At 43.8% G+C, this 18,040-nt stretch carries 13 protein-coding genes and 1 rRNA gene; 9 read left to right on the top strand and 5 right to left on the bottom strand.

Features of this window, described 5'->3' with window-relative positions:
• Positions 1-62 precede the first annotated feature (62 nt).
• The 4 genes from rrf to E0H87_RS15375 all read left to right on the top strand — a co-directional run bounded on the left by rrf (position 63) and on the right by E0H87_RS15375 (position 4,278).
• Positions 63-177: ribosomal RNA gene (gene rrf, locus E0H87_RS15390) — 5S ribosomal RNA — on the top strand.
• A 368-nt stretch (positions 178-545) separates the two neighbouring features.
• Entirely contained in the window at positions 546-1,907 is a 1,362-nt protein-coding gene (locus E0H87_RS15385) for an MFS transporter (protein WP_131324401.1), read from the top strand.
• Positions 1,908-2,274: 367 nt separating this feature from the next.
• Positions 2,275-3,438 (top strand): PQQ-dependent sugar dehydrogenase, encoded by a 1,164-nt coding sequence (locus E0H87_RS15380; RefSeq protein WP_131324400.1) that lies wholly within the window; start codon positions 2,275-2,277, stop codon positions 3,436-3,438.
• Positions 3,439-3,552: 114 nt separating this feature from the next.
• Positions 3,553-4,278, top strand: a complete 726-nt coding sequence (locus E0H87_RS15375; protein ID WP_131324399.1) for a sulfite exporter TauE/SafE family protein — start codon at positions 3,553-3,555, stop codon at positions 4,276-4,278.
• Here E0H87_RS15375 and E0H87_RS15370 read toward each other — a convergent pair.
• From E0H87_RS15370 to E0H87_RS15355, 4 genes are all read right to left on the bottom strand, one after another.
• Positions 4,268-5,191 carry a LysR family transcriptional regulator gene (locus E0H87_RS15370; protein ID WP_131324408.1) on the bottom strand — a complete coding sequence of 308 codons (924 nt, stop codon included), beginning with the start codon at positions 5,189-5,191 and terminating at the stop codon, positions 4,268-4,270. The genes E0H87_RS15375 and E0H87_RS15370 overlap by 11 nt on opposite strands.
• Positions 5,192-5,310: 119 nt before the next feature.
• Positions 5,311-6,615, bottom strand: coding sequence for a solute carrier family 23 protein (locus E0H87_RS15365; RefSeq protein ID WP_131324398.1), 1,305 nt, complete (start codon positions 6,613-6,615; stop codon positions 5,311-5,313).
• A 368-nt stretch (positions 6,616-6,983) separates the two neighbouring features.
• Positions 6,984-9,674, bottom strand: a complete 2,691-nt coding sequence (gene ppc / locus E0H87_RS15360; protein WP_131324397.1) for a phosphoenolpyruvate carboxylase — start codon at positions 9,672-9,674, stop codon at positions 6,984-6,986.
• Positions 9,675-9,818: 144 nt separating this feature from the next.
• On the bottom strand, positions 9,819-10,442 hold the full coding sequence (locus tag E0H87_RS15355; RefSeq protein ID WP_131324396.1) for a TetR/AcrR family transcriptional regulator: 624 nt from the start codon (positions 10,440-10,442) through the stop codon (positions 9,819-9,821).
• A gap of 145 nt (positions 10,443-10,587) precedes the next feature.
• Between E0H87_RS15355 and E0H87_RS15350 the strand changes: the two genes are divergently transcribed.
• From E0H87_RS15350 to dnaJ, 4 genes are all read left to right on the top strand, one after another.
• A complete protein-coding gene (locus E0H87_RS15350) occupies positions 10,588-11,709 on the top strand; it encodes an efflux RND transporter periplasmic adaptor subunit (protein ID WP_131324395.1) in 1,122 nt (373 codons plus the stop codon).
• Positions 11,706-14,828, top strand: a complete 3,123-nt coding sequence (locus E0H87_RS15345) for an efflux RND transporter permease subunit (RefSeq protein WP_131324394.1) — start codon at positions 11,706-11,708, stop codon at positions 14,826-14,828. The genes E0H87_RS15350 and E0H87_RS15345 overlap by 4 nt, the downstream gene beginning before the upstream one ends.
• 141 nt (positions 14,829-14,969) lie before the next feature.
• Entirely contained in the window at positions 14,970-15,344 is a 375-nt protein-coding gene (locus E0H87_RS15340) for a hypothetical protein (protein ID WP_131324393.1), read from the top strand.
• Between the two features lie 106 nt (positions 15,345-15,450).
• Positions 15,451-16,566 carry a molecular chaperone DnaJ gene (gene dnaJ / locus E0H87_RS15335; RefSeq protein WP_131324392.1) on the top strand — a complete coding sequence of 372 codons (1,116 nt, stop codon included), beginning with the start codon at positions 15,451-15,453 and terminating at the stop codon, positions 16,564-16,566.
• A 59-nt stretch (positions 16,567-16,625) separates the two neighbouring features.
• Here dnaJ and E0H87_RS15330 read toward each other — a convergent pair whose 3' ends face one another.
• Entirely contained in the window at positions 16,626-16,880 is a 255-nt protein-coding gene (locus tag E0H87_RS15330) for a hypothetical protein (protein WP_131324391.1), read from the bottom strand.
• A gap of 293 nt (positions 16,881-17,173) precedes the next feature.
• Between E0H87_RS15330 and dapB the strand changes: the two genes are divergently transcribed.
• Entirely contained in the window at positions 17,174-17,995 is an 822-nt protein-coding gene (gene dapB / locus E0H87_RS15325) for a 4-hydroxy-tetrahydrodipicolinate reductase (RefSeq protein WP_131324390.1), read from the top strand.
• The last annotated feature ends 45 nt before the right edge of the window (positions 17,996-18,040 follow it).

Below are 18,040 nucleotides of genomic sequence, written 5' to 3'. Positions count from 1 at the left end.
GACGAAAGTTAGGCATACACAATGTGTAAATAAGACCATAACCAATAGTCATAAACAGTTGTGCTGGCGACAATAGCAAGAGTGAACCACCTGATCCCTTCCCGAACTCAGAAGTGAAACCTCTTAGCGCTGATGGTAGTGTGGGGTTACCCATGTGAGAGTAAGTCATCGCCAGCTCATTAATTCAAACACCCCCTGGTCATCAGATCAGGGGGTGTTTTCTTATGGTATTGAATAAATAAAAGATGAAAATTATCCGAAGAAAATGATCAATTTACAAAGCAAGTTAACTTTGGTCTTATTGTTTGTTGATTTTAATTTAAGCCTATGATTTTAAAATAATAATTATTAATCATTGCAATATAAGTAACGTTTTTACTCGATATTTGAATCTATTTAACACCGAGATTACTGACGGAATATTCCATTTAATTATTTAAATACCTTATGGGTATATTTTTATACTCTTGAGGTTTTAGACAAAAAATGAACCGCTATTCATTGTATGTTGACAATAAAAATCTCACAATTGGAGGTGAGTAAAAATGACAGCGACAACAATGAATGTAAATGCTGTAATTGATCAGGCTAAATTTAAACCTTTTCATTTAACGGTTGTTTTGTGGTGTTTATTTGTAGTTTTGTTTGATGGCTATGATTTGGCGATTAATGGCGTGGCCTTACCCTTATTGATGAAAGAGTGGGGAATGACCGCAGTACAAGCGGGAATGCTCGCCAGTACAGCATTGGCGGGAATGATGTTTGGTGCCATGTTATTTGGCATGTTGGCAGATAAAATTGGTCGTAAAAAAGTGATTATTATCTGTGTCACCTTGTTCAGTAGTTTTACTTTTGCAGGTGGTTTTGCATCTAATCCAACTGAATTTGGTATTTTACGTTTTATTGCGGGTTTAGGAATAGGGGGGGTTTTACCTAACTTGGTGGCACTCACTTCAGAATATGCACCACAAAAATTTCGTAGTACTTTAGTGACGGCCATGTTTAGTGGTTATGCCATGGGTGGGATTATGGCGGCCTTATTGGGGGCAACATTTACCCCAACATTTGGTTGGCAGATTATGTTCTTTATTGCTGGTATCCCATTGTTATTTGTGCCAATTTTATGGAAATTCTTACCAGAATCAGTCACTTTTTTGGTCAAGGCTCAGCAAACGGAAAAAGCACGCGATATTATTCAACGTCTTGTGCCTGCAGAAACCGTAACTTCAGATACAGTTTTAGTGCTCAATGAAGCTAAAGTACCAGATGCTTCTGTCGCGGCGTTATTTAAAAATGGTCGTGCGATGGGAACCATTTTATTCTGGAGCTGTTTCTTCATGTGCTTGCTGATGGTTTATGCATTAGGGAGCTGGTTACCAAAACTCATGATGGCTGCCGGTTATTCATTGGGCAGTAGCTTAATGTTCTTACTTTCTTTGAATATTGGTGCGGTGATTGGTACAGCAGGTGGGGGCATTTTGGCAGATCGCTTCCATTTAAAGCCAGTGATTATCAGTATGCTCATTGTTGGTGCATTGGCACTTGTAGGTTTAGGCTTTAATTCGCCACAACCTGTGATTTATTTACTGGTGGCATTGGCAGGTGCAGCTTCGATTGGTTGTAGTATTTTGCTGTATAGCTATGTCGCGCAATATTACCCACTGGCAGTTCGTTCTACAGGTTTGGGATGGGCATCTGGGATTGGTCGTGTCGGGGCGATTGTCGGTCCAATCGTGATTGGTATGTTATTAGGCATGGAACTTCCGCATAAAATGAATTTTATTGCAGTTGCGATTCCTGCAATTATTGCGGCATTTGCGGTTTCTTTGATTAAAACCAATCAGGCAGAAGAAGTTGCTGAGGCTCCTGTAACATCGCAAGTGACCAAACAAAGCTCATATAGTTAAAGTAGTGATGTTAATAAGAGCCTCTTGATGAGGCTCTTTTTTATTGAAATATAGACCTGATCAAAATGAAAAAGCCCCCGATATCCTATCGAGGGCTTTTTCGTATTTCATGAAAGGTAAAACTCCTGTAATACCTCAACGTCCTATTGTCGACTCTTTATTGTTATTCTAAGAAACATCCTGTTTCTGTATGAGTTCAATTTACCTCGAAATTTGATTCGGAGATAGGCGTGTTTGCTGCATTCCTTGTACGCTTTGGCTGACATGAATTTTATCTTAGCTATGTTGGAAAGCTACATAATCAGTCTATTTATCGGGACAGGGTTTGGTTAGATTGAATAGAAATAAGACCTAGCGTGAGGGTGTAATGAACTATTCAAAGTACTGTTTACTTTTGTGGCTCGGATTCCTTAGCTCAGTGTCTATTTTAGCCTGTCATGCACAAGATCAGACAGCGGATGAACCAAACTCACAAGCCGCCAAAGCCACGCTTTCTCAGCCTTATCAAATCAGAAAAATAGGAGAGTTTAATGAACCTTGGTCGATAGCCGTGTTGCCCGATCAGCGCTTATTAATCACTGAAAAATCAGGAAAGCTGCTGGTGTTTAATCCTAAAACACAGCAAAAAATAACCGTACTAGGCGTGCCACAGGTTGCCTATGGGGGCCAAGGTGGTTTGGGTGACGTGGTGCTACATCCTGATTTTAAGCAGAATCATATCATTTATTTCAGTTACGCCGAACAAGGTCAAGGTGGCTATGGTGCAGTGGTTGCCCGTGCTGTTTTAGATGAACAGCTGCCCAATCAACCACGATTAATGGACTTACAGCCGATTTGGCGACAAGTGCCTAAAGTTTCGGGACAAGGTCATTATGCACATCGTTTGGCCTTTGATTCGGCAGGTAAATTATGGATTAGTTCCGGTGAACGGCAAAAATTTCAGCCCGCGCAAGATATACAAAGTAATTTGGGCAAAATTTTGCGCTTGAATGAAGATGGTTCGCCTGCAGCAGGGAATCCATTTATGGCTCAAGGTCCGATTGCGGCACAAATTTGGAGCCTAGGCCATCGAAACCCTTTGGGTATGGCTTTTGATTCGCAACGGCAGCTTTGGGTTGCTGAAATGGGACCCCGTGGTGGAGATGAATTGAACCGTATTCGCAAAGCTGCGAATTATGGTTACCCAATTGTGTCGAATGGTGATCATTATAGTGGGCGGGATATTCCTGATCATGCGACCCGACCCGAGTTTCAAGCTCCTGAAATCAGTTGGACCCCTGTCATTTCCCCATCGAGTTTAATCTTTTATCGAGGTTCTGAATTCCCGAAATGGACCCATAAAGCCTTGATTAGTGGACTGTCTTCACAGGCGATTATTGTGGTAGATACGCACACTGTGCCAGTACAGGAAGTGCAACGATTAGCGATGAAACAGCGGATTCGTGGTTTGGTTGAAGCTCAGGACGGTTCAATTTGGGGAATAGAAGATGGTAAAAATGCCGCTTTGTTTCAGTTGACCGCACCTGAGTGATGATGATTTTAGCTCAAGCCTCAAGTAAAAATTGAGGCTGACTTCAAAAAAGCCTGATTTTTCTTTGCACTGAAGCGACTTAGCATAGTACTGAGATCATGTGAGGAAGATACGGTGCTGAGTTTTATTGTGGTAGTTTTTCTGCTGGCAGGGATGGTAAAAGGCATGATTGGTTTAGGTTTACCTGCCGTGTCGATGGGGCTATTGACCATGCTGATCAGTCCTTATCAAGCGGCAGCACTGTTGATCGTACCATCCATGGTGACCAATATTTGGCAACTGTTTGCTGAGGGACAGGTGTTGCGTGTCTTGGCTCGGTTCTGGACGCTTTTATTGGGGATTGTTGTTGGTTCAATCTGGAGTATTTTCCCTCGTTTAGGTCAAAGCGAATTTAACAGTGCAGCGCTTTTAGGCGGGATGTTATTGCTGTATGGCTTATATGGTTTAGCTGCCAAACAAATCCCGAACTTGTCTCGTTATGCTGGAATCTTATCTCCATTGATTGGGTATTTGGGTGGTGCATTGACCGTGGCGACGGGTGTCGTGGTCATTCCCGTGGTGCCTTATTTACAGTCTCTACATTTGCAGCGTGATGATCTGGTTCAATCTTTGGGCATGGCATTTACCGTTTCGACCATGTGTTTGGCCATCTTTTTGCTGCAAAATCCTGTGGCCCACCTCGAGATTGATTATCTATGGTCAGTCATGGCCTTGATTCCTGCATTGCTCGGCATGTGGTTGGGTACGCGAATACGCTATAAAATTGCAGAGCAGAAATTTCGTAAAGTCTTTTTCTGTGGTTTGATGGCTCTGGGTGGATATATGCTGCTTAGTCATTAAATTGGTCAGCTATGGCGTCGAGTTGAGGACGTTGTCGAATTAAAAATTGACTAAAATGTTGATAATCCATAGGTAATTTATCAAAGTTTTGTGCAGCCAAAAGTAATTTACGGTTGGCCCATGCGCCTTTTAATTGAATCTGCTGGAATGAATATAACTGTTGTAAGCGTTGTGCCGCTCGTTTCGGGATAATGGCAATGCCAACACCATTGGCAACGACTTGCGCAATTGCACCAAAATTAGGTAGGCGAAGGCGATATTGAATACGGCAGCCCAGTAGTCGGGCTTGAGTTTCAATCGATTGTTGTAGCGAGTGATATTGCATTAACCCGACAAAGGCATGCTCCAGAGTATCCACCAAGCTTAGTTCGGGGTGGCGTGTTAAAGGATGCTGGTGTGGACAAATCAAAACCAGAGGATCATCTGCAAATTCTAAGGTTTGTAGGGTTTGGGCATTAAAAAAACTCGAAATTAAGCCCAGTTGTGCGCTACCTTTACTTAAGGCTTGAATAATGTCATTGGTTTCAGCTTCTTGTAGTTCAATGTGTAAATGTGGATTTTCCATCATATAAGAAGGCAAAACCAAGGGTAAATATTCACTTTGCGCTGAAGAATTACACCACAGGGTCATACGACTATTTTGCCTTTGTGAAAAAGGCAACATCGCTTGTTCGAGTTGCTGAGATTGCTGAATTAAACTTTGGGCATGTTGATTAAACGTTTGACCTGCCAACGTAAGTTTGACGCCAGTGGCATGGCGGGTAAACAGTGAGACAGAGAACTGTTGTTCGAGTTTTTTAATCCGTTCACTGGCGGCTTGTAAGGAAATTGCAGAACGTTCTGCTCCTTTGGTGAGGCTGCCCGTTTCGACAATATTCAGGAATAATGTTAAGTCAAAAAAATCGAGGCGCATAGCCATAAATTCATCTTGTATTGAGCTTTCCATCTTAAAAACTTGATACCCAAGACGCAATGTTCAAGCCTGAAAATATAAAAAAAGCAGCCCGTAGGCTGCTATAAATGGAGCAATATTTATTCGCTTTTATCTTTTAAGCTGAAGAACCAGTTTAAAACCAAGGCTGCGAAGGTTGCCGTTCCAATGCCACCCAAATTGAAATTGCCGAACTGCAAAGCAAAGTCACCCGTACCTAAAATAATGGTCACTGCTGCAACCATCAGGTTTTTATTTTTAGAAAAATCGACTTTGTTTTCAATCCAGATTTTGGCACCCGCAATGGTAATTAAACCAAAGACCACAATGGAAGCACCCGTAAGGATTGCAGTGGGAATGGTGTGAATAATGGCACCAAACTTTGGAGATAGGCCCAAGAAAATAGCAAACACACCCGCAATCACAAAAACGATGGTGGAGTAAACGCGAGTAACTGCCATCACGCCAATATTTTCACCATACGTGGTCATACCTGGTGCACCGACACCGCCAGAAAGCGTGGTTGCAATCCCATCTGCCAAGAAGGCTTTACCAATTTGCGGATCGAGATTTTCACCCGTCATGGCGCTAACTGCTTTAATATGCCCCAAATTTTCAGCCACTAAAATTAAAGCGACTGGTGCAATAATTAACATCGCGTTCACATCAAACTGAGGTGAATGGAACGTTGGGAGACCGAACCAAGCCGCTTGCTGAATTGGGGTAAAATTAATGGCTGTGCCATAACCCATGACATTCGAAACGATAAAATAAATGAGATAAGCCAATAATAAGCCGATTAAGAGCAGTAAGCGTTGTAATAAGCCTTTGGTGAAGACAGCAATCGAACCCATACAAAGGACTGTTACCAATGCCATCCACATATTAAAGGGATTGCCCGCCACGCCTTTTACTGTCACAGGTGCCAGATTTAAACCAATAATCATGACCACAGCACCCGTCACCACAGGTGGCATGAGTTTTTCAATCCATTTGGTGCCCGTTGCCATCACCATCAGACCAAATAAGGCATACAACACACCACACGCCATAATCCCGCCAGCGGCAATGGCTAAATTGGCATTTGGTGCCCCTGTTCCTGAAGCCGCATAACCAGTGGCAGCAATAACCACTCCAATAAAAGCAAAGCTTGAACCGAGGTAACTTGGAACACGTCCACCCGTCATGAAAAAGAACAGAATGGTACAGATACCCGACATGAAGATTGCGAGATTCGGGTCAAAACCCATCAAGAATGGGGCAAGGACGGTTGCACCAAACATGGCAAAGGCATGTTGAATGCCCAGCACAGCACTTTGTACAGGCGGAAGATACTCATTTGTTCCTACAGGACGTGTCTCGACATGACCTGTATAAGGACGCCATTTGGGAAACCAATTGGACATAAATTGATCGCTTTAGAAATAAATTGTGCACATCATACTCTTTCTTTTCGAGTGATTTAATCATTGATTTTTAATTTTAGATTAGGTAGAAGTCTGATTTATAATAATTTTATACCAATTGGTAAAATATATGGGTTTTTAAATTAACAATAAATCAATATATTATTCTATAAATTATAGCCAATAAATCCGATTTATTCGCTTTACTCAGCGATAAATTTTTTTATCAATCTTTCAAATTTTTTTTAACAATGCAAAAAAACTTCTGGAAATTGGACGCAGCAAGAAAGATTTTGCCAATCGCTTCAAACAAAATGCTGCTTTGGCAACCCAGCACACTGCTGAGTTGCCAATGGTGAATATCTATCTCAACCCGTATTGCGCAGACCTGCTGCAATGCCTGCAATACTGACCATTAAGGCATGATCGACAGGAGTATGTTCAGCCTGACGTTCAGCCAGATATAAACGACGTCGTTTCATTAGTTCTGCTTGCAGCAAATGTAATGGTAGGAGGTACGGTTTACGCACCCGCATCGACTGATCCAGCACTTCGTTGCTACTGAGCAGTTTCGATTCATCTTTTAACGTAAGTAGGGTTTCAACCGCATCTTGTAGACGTTGGCGTAAGGTTGTACCGAGGGCTTTTAAGTCCTCATCTTGGGTCAAGTGGGTTTCATAGTACAAAGCCACATGCCCATCAGCTTTGGACAAGACCATTTCCAACATATCAATCAGGGTTTGGAAATAAGGCCATTGCTGCAACATTTCTTCTAAGGTCGCTTTATGTCCTTGTTCAATCACTTGGTTAATAGCCGCACCCGTGCCTAACCAAGCAGGGAGCATTAAGCGAATTTGTGTCCAAGCAAATACCCAAGGAATGGCACGTAAGGATTCAATTCCACCACTGACTTTACGTTTGGCCGGGCGTGAACCCAAAGGTAACATTTGTAATTCCAGTTCAGGCGTGACGGTTCTTAAATACTTCACAAAATGTGGATTTTCACGCACCGTTTGACGATAGACCTGTACCGAAAGATCAGTCATGCGATGCATCAGTTCACGCCATTCTGCTTTAGGCTCTGGGGGGGGAAGTAAGGTCGCTTCGAGCGTTGCAGCGGTATAAACTTCCAGATTTTGTAGCGCAATGCCTTCCAGTCCGAATTTAAAACGGATCATTTCGCCTTGTTCGGTGACGCGAATGGCACCAGAAATGGAACCTGGCGGCTGAGAAAATAACGCCTGTTGAGTTGGAGCACCACCACGACTAATCGAACCACCGCGACCATGAAACAGGGTCAGTTGTACCGCATGTTGTTTAGCAATGGCAGTCAACTCTTCTTGCGCACGGTATTGTGCCCAGTTGGCAGACATAAAGCCTGCGTCTTTGGCCGAATCTGAATAACCAATCATGACTTCATGTTTGCCCTGAATATGCTGTTTATACCAATGCATACTGAACAGGGTTTGCATGGTTGTCGCTGCACCATCCAAGTCTTTTAAAGTTTCAAACAGGGGAACTACACGTAAAGGCTGTTGAATGCCGGCTTCTTTTTGTAAGAGTAAAACGGCCAAGACATCACTTGGGTATTCCGCCATGGAAATAATATAGGCGCCCAAGCTTTCTGTCGGCTGTTCTGCCAAGGTCCGCATGGTAGCAAATACTTCTTGCACATCGGGGTGCAGAATCAGGCTTTGCTCAGGTTCATTTAAATGCTTTGGCAATAACGGACGTTTGCTCTGTAATTCTTGCAATAGAAAGTTTTGACGGGCTTGTTCAGTCCACGTTTCAAAATTACCCAGACCCAAATATTCGGTAATGGCAGAAATGGCTTGGCGATGACGTCCCGATTCCTGACGAATATCCAGTTTTAATAATTCAATCCCGAAGCAATTGACCCGATGGATGAAGTCCAATAATTTACCATTGGCAATTTCAGGCAGATTGCAGGAGATTAAAGAGCGATAGCAAAGTAATAATGGTTGTAACAGTTCCTGTTTGCTTTTGATCACGCGACTGTCATCTAAAACCTGATCTTGTCCCTGTAGCTTATGGGCCAACCATTCACGCGTGATTTTTAAGCGTTCGCGAGTGTCACGTAAATATTCACGATAAGGTTCAGGATGCGGCGCACCCAAAGCCTGCATTAATTCATTGGTACAGTTTTGAATCGACAATTCCCAACGTAGGTCTTCAATATCACGTAAATATAAATCGGCGGCTTTCCAGCGCGACAACCACAGCACTTCTTGGGTCACATTGTGGGTTACATTCGGGTTGCCATCACGGTCTCCGCCCATCCAAGAAGCAAAACGCACAGGAGCCACATGTAGCGGTAAACGCTGCCCACAATGCTGTTCCACCATACCATCCAGTTCACGCATGAACTTAGGTACGGCATTCCATAAGGTTTGCTCAATGGTGGTGAAACCCCATTTGGCTTCATCGATAGGGGTTGGACGATGTTGACGAATTTCATCGGTTTGCCATGCGGAACAGATCAGTTGTTTTAAGTCATCTAATACTGCTTGGCGTTCGCGCGGGGTGAGTTTTTGCTGATCGAATTTAAATAAACAGTCATTAATGCCATCATATTTCTGAATCAGGGTACGACGGCTCACCTCTGTAGGGTGTGCGGTCAACACCAGTTCAATTTTAAGTTCACACAGTTGTTGATAGAGTTGTTCGGCTGAGACCTGATGGGTTTTGAATTTTTGGAACAGATGATCGAGAGGATTGGGTGATGGTGCTTCAGGATCAAATTCACTTTGGCGACGGCTACGCACCACATGGTATTGTTCGGCAATATTGGCAAAGTTCAAAAAGTGTGTGAAGGCACGGGTGAGCGGAAGAATTTCATCATCTTCTAGACTGAGAAAGAGCTGCTCTAGTTGCTTTTCGGCTTCAACTTGTCCATCACGCGCACCTTTGGCAAGTGCCCGAATCTGTTCTATCTGATTAAACAAATCTTGCCCGGCATGTTCTTTTAGGGTTTCACCCAATAAATTACCCAGTAACCGTACGTCTTCGCGTAGTGGAGCATCAATTTGTTGAATCATTTTCCATTCTCCAGTTCTTATTCTTTTTGACTATACCCCGATTTAATCGAATGCCAAGTAGCAGGGCTACAAAAGTCGCAAGCTTTTGCTGATAAAACTAGCAATTGGATAATGGAATGAAGCTGGAGAATCATGCAATCGCTGTTAGCTATTCGGCCCATACTTCAGCATGAACAGTTCGATACTTTGTTGGATGATTTCCTGCTGCTGTTGGGGCGTTGGAATGGCACGGACCCCCAGCAAAATTTCTAAATGGCGCAGTCCAAGCAATAAAGACAGCAGCAATAGGCGTTGTTGTTCGACATCCCCATGTTGAATAAAACCGAATGCTGCGGCTTGTTGAAAAAACTCTTCCCAGCCATCACACATTTTTTGATGGGACGCATTATAGAACTGCTGAGCCAAGGGGTTTTGTTCGGCGGCCAGTTCAATCAGCAAATGTTCCAGTTTCACTGCTTCGGGTAAGTACACAATGCTCAAGGCGATTTGGCAAGCTTGAGCAAAAGCCTCAATAAAATCACTGTCTGCATTTAATTCAAAAGGACGTGTTGCCATTAAACTTTCGCAGGTGAGTTCAATCGCACAGGTAAATAGACTGGCTTTGTCCTGAAAATGATTATAAATCGTCAGCTTGGTGACCCCAGCCTCTTGGGCAATTTGGTTCATGCTCGAACCATGATAGCCCTGTTTTAGGAACAGGTTTTTAGCAGCCAGCAGAATTTGCTTATGCTTTTCTAAATTTTTGGGCCGACCGACATTCGTTTGCACAAAATTTTCCACTTTCACTTAATTAAGATATTTACTTCAAACAGGGCTTTTAATTAATGTACCGCGTGGTATATTAATTAAAATTTGTTCAAAGAACAGCATAGTATTTTGCCCTAAAAATGACATTTAGATAAGAGCACAACGCATGAACCCTGCCAAGACCTTGATTGCCAGTCTTATAATTTTATCCAGTTTGACCCTTTGGGGCTGTAGTCGAGAACAGGCGACAACGGAACAAGTCCCCTTTGTTATGGTCGCACAACCCACAACCTCTTTCACTGAACAAAAAAGTTATGCGGGTGAAGTCAAAGCTCGACAACAAACCGATTTGGCATTTCGAGTGTCTGGGCAGGTTATGCAACGTTTTGTCGATGTTGGCGATCAGGTTCGGGTTGGGCAGGTTTTGGCAAAGCTGGATGTGAAAGATGCTCAATTACAATTAAATGCTTCCCGCGCACAATTGGAAAGTGCTCAGTCCGCAGCGAAAGTGGCAGAACAGGAGCTGACACGCTTTAAGCAATTGTTGCCAATGAACGCCGTGAGCCGTTCACAATACGATGCGATAAATAATCAGTATCAAGCTGCATTGGCCAGTCTGAAACAGGCGCAATCCAACTATGAAGTCAGTCAAAACCAGACTCGCTACAATCAGCTTGTTGCAGACAAAAGTGGCGTGATTACCACACGCAATATTGAAGTGGGGCAGGTGGTTGCAGCAGGGCAAGCGGCTTATCAATTGGCGATTGCAGGCGAGCGTGAGGTGGTCATTGGTGTACCTGAACAAGCCATTAATGATTTACGGATTGGGCAGGAAGCATGGGTGACTTTGTGGTCAAAACCACAAGATAAATTTGCCAGCTATGTACGAGAGATTTCCCCTGCGGCAGATCAGTCGCGCACTTTTAGTGTAAAAGTCGCTTTAAAGACCCAGAGTCAAGATATTCAGTTAGGGCAGAGTGCACGAGTCTTTTTTAGTAGCTTGCAGCACAATATTTTAAGTGTGCCTTTATCCAGTGTGTCTGCGAATGAACAACAGGCCTTTGTTTGGGTGGTTCATCCAGATTCGCGCGTCCATAAACTGCCCGTCACTTTAGGGGCTTATGGGCGTGACAGCGTACCTGTATTGTCAGGATTAAAACCAGAGGATTATGTGGTGGTTGGGGGCGTACATCTGTTGCATGAGCAACAAAAAATTCGTCCGATTGATCGAGAAAACCGCGCGGTCGCCGTGTCTACCGCACAGAAACCGACAGGGGAAAAATCATGAATTTTAACCTGTCGGAATGGGCACTGAAAAACAAAGGTTTAGTGCTGTATTTCATGATCTTGCTGGGCATTGTGGGTATGGTGTCCTATTCCAAGTTGTCGCAAAGCGAAGATCCACCATTTACCTTTAAAGTCATGGTGGTGCAGACCTATTGGCCGGGTGCAACAGCGAAGCAAGTGTCTTTACAAGTGACCGATCGCATTGAAAAAGAACTCATGAGTACAGGCAATTATGAGCGCATTATGGCGTACTCCCGTCCGGGGGAATCGTTGGTGACGTTCTTCGCGAAGGATTCGTTGCGCTCTGCACAAATTCCTGATGTCTGGTATGACGTACGTAAAAAGGTCAATGATATTCGGCATGAACTGCCCAGTGATGTGCAAGGTCCATTTTTTAATGATGAATTTGGCGATACCTTCGGCAACATCTATGTGTTGACAGGAAAGGGCTTTGATTACGCCGTTTTAAAAGAATATGCCGACCGACTACAACTGCAATTACAGCGGGTTAAAGATGTAGGCAAGGTGGATTTGATTGGGTTACAAGACCAGAAAATCTGGATTGATTTATCCAATACCAAAGCCACACAACTGGGTATTCCACTCACCGCCATTCAACAGACTTTGCAGCAACAAAATGCCATGGCCAGTGCTGGTTATTTTGAAACCCAGACCGACCGTATTCAAATTCGCGTGAGTGGTCAGTTGCATAACGTCGAAGACCTGAAAAAAATGCCCTTGTTGGTGAATGGTCAAACCATTCAACTGGGGGATGTGGCGGAGGTGTATCGTGGCTTTAGCGAACCTGCCCAGCCACGCATGCGTTTTATGGGTGAAAATGGCATTGGTATTGCGGTTTCGATGCGTAAGGGGGGCGATATTCTGGCTTTGGGTGAAAACTTGCAAGCCGAGTTCGCCAGTTTACAGAAAAGCTTACCTTTGGGGATGAAGCTACAAAAAGTTTCGGATCAGCCCGTTGCGGTTGAACGTAGTGTGCATGAATTCATGAAAGTCTTGGCCGAGGCCGTGATTATTGTGCTATTGGTGAGTTTCTTTTCTTTGGGTTTCCGTACGGGTTTGGTGGTGGCATTTTCCATTCCACTGGTACTGGCCATGACCTTTGCAGGCATGAATTTATTTGATGTAGGGCTGCATAAAATTTCCTTAGGCGCACTGATTTTAGCCCTCGGTTTGTTGGTGGATGATGCCATTATTGCTATCGAAATGATGGCGATACGCATGGAACAAGGCTATAGCCGCTTGCAAGCCGCGGGGTTTGCATGGAAGACCACAGCATTTCCAATGCTGACGGGAACTTTAATTACCGCAGCAGGATTCTTGCCGATTGCCACCGCGGCTTCGAGCACTGGGGAATATACCCGTTCCATTTTTCAGGTGGTGACCATTGCTTTAATTGTGTCTTGGTTTGCTGCGGTGCTGTTTGTCCCTTATTTGGGGGATAAGTTATTGCCTGATTTTCAGCATCAACCGTTTCGTGCACCTTGGTATCAAAGGCTTTGGGCACGTTTTAGAAAACAGCCTGAGCCGCAGCCAGTTTCGGCACATGGCATAGAACATGATCCTTATCAGACTCAGTTTTATCAACGGTTTCGCACATGGGTGAACTGGTGTGTGACCTATCGTAAAACCGTGATTGCTGCGACCTTGGGTATGTTTGTGCTTTCCGTATTGATGTTTAAACTGGTGCCACAACAATTTTTCCCATCATCGAATCGTGCTGAAATTTTGGTGGATTTAAAACTTGAAGAAGGCGCTTCTCTCAAAGCCACAGAAGCAGCCGTGAAAAAGGTCGAGCATTTCCTTTCTCAACAAAAAGGGATTGAAAATTATGTGGCTTATGTCGGGACAGGTTCGCCACGTTTTTATTTACCCTTAGATCAGCAATTACCCCAAGCCAGCTTTGCTCAGTTTGTGGTGCTGGCATCCTCTTTGGATGATCGCAATGACATTCGCCATTCTCTGGAACAGCAAATTCGTCAATTACTGCCTGAAGTGCGGACACGGGTTTCCTTATTGGAAAATGGCCCACCTGTAGGTTATCCAATTCAATATCGTATTTCAGGAGAGGATCTCAATTCGGTTCGCCAATGGGCGCAAAAAGTTGCTGCTGTAGTGGGAGAGAATCCGAATACCACAAATGTGCACTTAGATTGGGGTGAACCCAGCAAGATTATTCAATTGCAAATTGATCAAGACCGTGCCCGCCAAATGGGAGTATCGAGCGTAGATTTAGCCAATTTCCTGAATAGTTCAATTCAGGGCGCCGTATTGAATCCGTACCGTGAAAAGCGCGAGTTAATTGATATTCGGTTACGTGGTGATGAGGCTGAGCGTTTGAGTGTTGAATCACTGGCCAGTTTGGCAGTCCCGACCACGCGAGGGACTTTCGTACCGCTGGCCCAGATTGCCAAAATTGAATACCGTTTTGAAGAGGGTCTAATTTGGCATCGTAATCGCTTACCGACCATTACGGTACGCGCGGATATTCGTACGAAATTACAACCCGCAACGGTGGTGGCTGAATTGTCAGATCGCATGCAGCAAGTCCGTGTAGAATTGCCTGCGGGCTATTTATTAGAAGTCGGAGGCACAGTCGAAGAATCTGCGCGAGGGCAAAAGTCAGTGAATGCGGGGATGCCACTGTTCTTGGCCGTGGTCATGACCTTGCTCATGATTCAACTTAAAAGTATTTCCCGTGCCACCATGGTTTTACTCACGGCACCGCTCGGTTTAATTGGCGTGGTATTATTCTTACTAATGTTTAATAAACCTTTTGGTTTTGTGGCCATGCTGGGCACGATTGCCCTTTCAGGCATGATTATGCGGAACTCCTTGATTTTGATTGATCAAATTGAACAAGACCGCGCAGCAGGACAAGCCACATGGGAGGCAATTATTGAAGCGACTGTACGCCGTTTCCGTCCAATATTGTTAACGGCACTGGCCGCAGTTCTGGCCATGATTCCATTATCGCGCAGTATTTTCTTTGGACCGATGGCTGTGGCGATTATGGGCGGCTTAATAGTTGCGACTTTGCTCACACTATTCTTTTTACCTGCTTTGTATGCGCAATGGTTTAAGGTGAAAAAGACCGTTTAGTACAAAATATTTTAGTAATATCAGGTGCGAAAGTTTGAAAATTTCAATATAGTAGCACCTTATATTTTTATTAAATTTCAGTTTAGGAATTTTGCTACATATTAAAAAAATCACAGATGTAGTAATGAGGTTTAATCACACATGAAGCAAGACAGTTTAACCAAGTTTCGCCGCTCTATCGCGATTTCTTATGTCTTCATGTTTTTGGCATTATTTACCGTCATTAGCGGTTTGTTTGCTTATTGGTTTGCCCGTAAAGTGACCCAAGTCGATACTGAAGTCTGGTTACAAGCCCAAGCCTTTTGGGTCATGCGAAATATCATTATTTATACTGTACTCAGTTTATTTGCTGCCTTGTGGTTTATTCCTTTATGTTTTTTCACTTGGAATAGTGCACTTTGGGTCACAGGGTGTACCGTTGCTGGTGTGGTATTCGGACTGATTGCCTTTCTATATTTGCTGAATGCTTGGATTAAAGGCCTTTCTAAGTTTATAAAAAATAAAGCAGTTTTTTAAAATTTGTAATTTTTTAAATATTTTGCCCTTGTAAAATCACGCTTCGCCCCCAATTTCAGAGCATTATTCAGTATGAAATGAAATTCCGTGAGGAGCATCGCCAGCCATGGCTAAACGTGATTATTATGAGGTTTTAGGTGTCGCTAAAACCGCTAGTGATGATGAAATTAAAAAAGCCTACCGTAAGTTGGCGATGAAATATCATCCGGACCGCAACCCAGACAACCCTGAAGCTGAAGAAAAGTTTAAAGAAGCTTCAGAAGCGTATGAAATTCTTTCCGACAGCGAAAAGCGCAGCATGTATGACCGTATGGGTCATGGTGCATTTGAAGGCGGTTTCGGTGGCGGAGGTGGAGGTGGCTTCGGCGGGTTCAGTGCAGAAGATATTTTCAGCCAGTTTGGTGATATTTTCGGTGGAGCATTTGGTGGTGGCGGTCGCGGTCAGCAGCGCCAACGCCGTGGTTCTGACTTACGTTATGTCATGGAACTCACCTTAGAAGAAGCGGTAAAAGGGGTGAAAAAGACCATTACTTTTACAGCGCCAGCACCATGTGAAAGTTGTGATGGTAAAGGGTCTAAAAATCCGAATGATGTAGAAACCTGTAAAACCTGTCATGGTGCAGGTCAAGTGCGTATGCAGCAAGGTTTCTTCTCGGTACAGCAAACTTGTGGTACCTGTCGTGGACAAGGCAAGATTATTAAAAATCCTTGCCAGAAATGTCATGGTTCAGGTGTTTCCGACCGTCAGCAAACTCTAGAAGTAACCATCCCTGCTGGGGTAGACAACGGCGATCGCGTGCGTTTAAGTGGTAAAGGTGAAGCCATCCGTGATGGTCAATCTGGCGACTTATACGTAGAAGTTGTGGTACGTGAGCACGAAATTTTCCAACGTGATGGTGCAGACCTGTATATGGATGTGCCTGTGAGCATTGCAGATGCTGCTTTGGGTAAAGAAATCGAGATTCCAACCTTGGAAGGTCGCGTCAGTTTGAAAATTCCTGAAGGCACACAAACTGGAAAAATGTTCCGTTTGCGTGGTAAAGGGGTTAAACCTGTCCGTACCAGCATGCAGGGTGATTTACTCTGCCGTATTGTGGTAGAAACGCCTGTGAACTTGACAGCGCGTCAACGTGAACTGTTGAAAGAACTGCAAGTGACTTTAGATGGTGAAGAAAATAACTCTTCTCCGAAGAAGAAATCATTCTTTGGTTTGTTTGATTAATTCACGTTAAACCAATGAAAAAAAGGGCATGTAAAACATGCCCTTTTTTATGTCGATTGTTATTGTGCAATAGGTGCATCAATCGCTTCGACACTCACGGTTTCTTCCGCGGGTTGTTGCGTAGTACTCACAGATGCTTGAGTAGCTTTCGTTGCCATGCGTTCAGCAAGGCTTCCAGGTTGACCATTAACGGTGGTCATAATTTTAACCCCTGCCAAACTGTCAATACTGTCGCCAGATTGGGCAGCAGGTTCAGCATAAACATGAGCAGCAACAGTACACAGTAAAGCGAGTATTATTTTTTTCGAATGCATAGAAAGTCTCCTGACAATTTTTATCTTGATGATTCGTGACGGCTAGTCTGCTTAAACAAGATGTAACTTGTGTGAAAAACCAGAGGCTTCATTTTCATTTTTAAAGATTTTTTTCGATATAAACCCACACCATGATCTAATTCTTCACTATCTCGATGTGCTGAGATTGAGCAATTTGAAGTTTAAATCGATTCGACCAAGTTTTTTGCGAAAAATTTAGATTACAACTTAGTCGTGTTCCAGAGTTTTGTTATAGTAAAGGCAATTTTTAAATTCGAAATTAGGAACGGATTATGTCTACAAGTCCACGCATTGGGGTATTGGGTGCAGGCGGTCGTATGGGTCGCATTCTGATTCAGGCGGTACAACAAGCGGGTTATCAATTGGCCGCTGCGGTTGAGCGACCAGAAAGCAGTTTAGTGGGTTCAGATGCAGGTGAGCTTGCAGGCATTGGTAACATTGGCGTGAAGATTGTGGGCAGTCTGCAAGAAATCTTACCTGTATGTGATGTGGTGATTGATTTTACTGCGCCTGTTGCCACCGAACAGCACTTGAAACTGTGCCGTGACGCGGGTGTTGCTATGGTCATTGGCACCACAGGCATGAATGATGAGCAGAAAGCTCTTCTTGATGAAACATCAACTCATACGCCAGTCGTTTATGCAGCTAACTATTCTGTCGGCGTGAATGTATCGATTAAATTATTGGAACTGGCATCAAAAGTCTTTGGCGATACAGTCGATATTGAGATCATTGAAGCGCATCACCGCCATAAAGTTGATGCACCATCGGGTACAGCTTTAATGATGGGTGAAGCCATTGCAGATGCTTTAGGTCGTGACTTGAAACAAGATGCTGTGTATTGCCGTGAAGGTCATACCGGTCCACGTGAACGTCAAAGCATTGGTTTTCAAACCATTCGTGGCGGTGATATTGTGGGTGAACACACTGCCATGTTTATTGGTGAAGGTGAGCGTGTAGAAATTACTCACAAAGCCACCAACCGCATGAATTTTGCTTCGGGTGCAGTCCGTGCCGCAGCATGGGTGGTTGGGCGTGACGCACGTAAATATGACATGAAAGATGTACTAGGTTTTAACGATATTCAGGTATAAAACACGGCCTGAATTTGCGAAAACATTTGCATAAAATTAAAATAA

Origin of the sequence: Acinetobacter sp. ANC 4178, assembly GCF_004331175.1 — a bacterium.
Classification (GTDB): Bacteria; Pseudomonadota; Gammaproteobacteria; order Pseudomonadales; family Moraxellaceae; genus Acinetobacter.
The sequence above is the reverse complement of the archived record's forward strand: the minus strand, read 5'-3'. Positions and strand labels throughout refer to the sequence as shown.

Coding starts and splice junctions, on each gene's coding strand:
- E0H87_RS15385 (WP_131324401.1), top strand. CDS start 546: ATGACAGCGACAACAATGAATGTAAATGCTGTAATTGATCAGGCTAAA.
- E0H87_RS15380 (WP_131324400.1), top strand. CDS start 2,275: ATGAACTATTCAAAGTACTGTTTACTTTTGTGGCTCGGATTCCTTAGC.
- E0H87_RS15370 (WP_131324408.1), bottom strand. CDS start 5,191: ATGCGCCTCGATTTTTTTGACTTAACATTATTCCTGAATATTGTCGAA.
- E0H87_RS15365 (WP_131324398.1), bottom strand. CDS start 6,615: ATGTCCAATTGGTTTCCCAAATGGCGTCCTTATACAGGTCATGTCGAG.
- ppc (WP_131324397.1), bottom strand. CDS start 9,674: ATGATTCAACAAATTGATGCTCCACTACGCGAAGACGTACGGTTACTG.
- E0H87_RS15350 (WP_131324395.1), top strand. CDS start 10,588: ATGAACCCTGCCAAGACCTTGATTGCCAGTCTTATAATTTTATCCAGT.
- E0H87_RS15345 (WP_131324394.1), top strand. CDS start 11,706: ATGAATTTTAACCTGTCGGAATGGGCACTGAAAAACAAAGGTTTAGTG.
- E0H87_RS15340 (WP_131324393.1), top strand. CDS start 14,970: ATGAAGCAAGACAGTTTAACCAAGTTTCGCCGCTCTATCGCGATTTCT.
- dnaJ (WP_131324392.1), top strand. CDS start 15,451: ATGGCTAAACGTGATTATTATGAGGTTTTAGGTGTCGCTAAAACCGCT.
- E0H87_RS15330 (WP_131324391.1), bottom strand. CDS start 16,880: ATGCATTCGAAAAAAATAATACTCGCTTTACTGTGTACTGTTGCTGCT.
- dapB (WP_131324390.1), top strand. CDS start 17,174: ATGTCTACAAGTCCACGCATTGGGGTATTGGGTGCAGGCGGTCGTATG.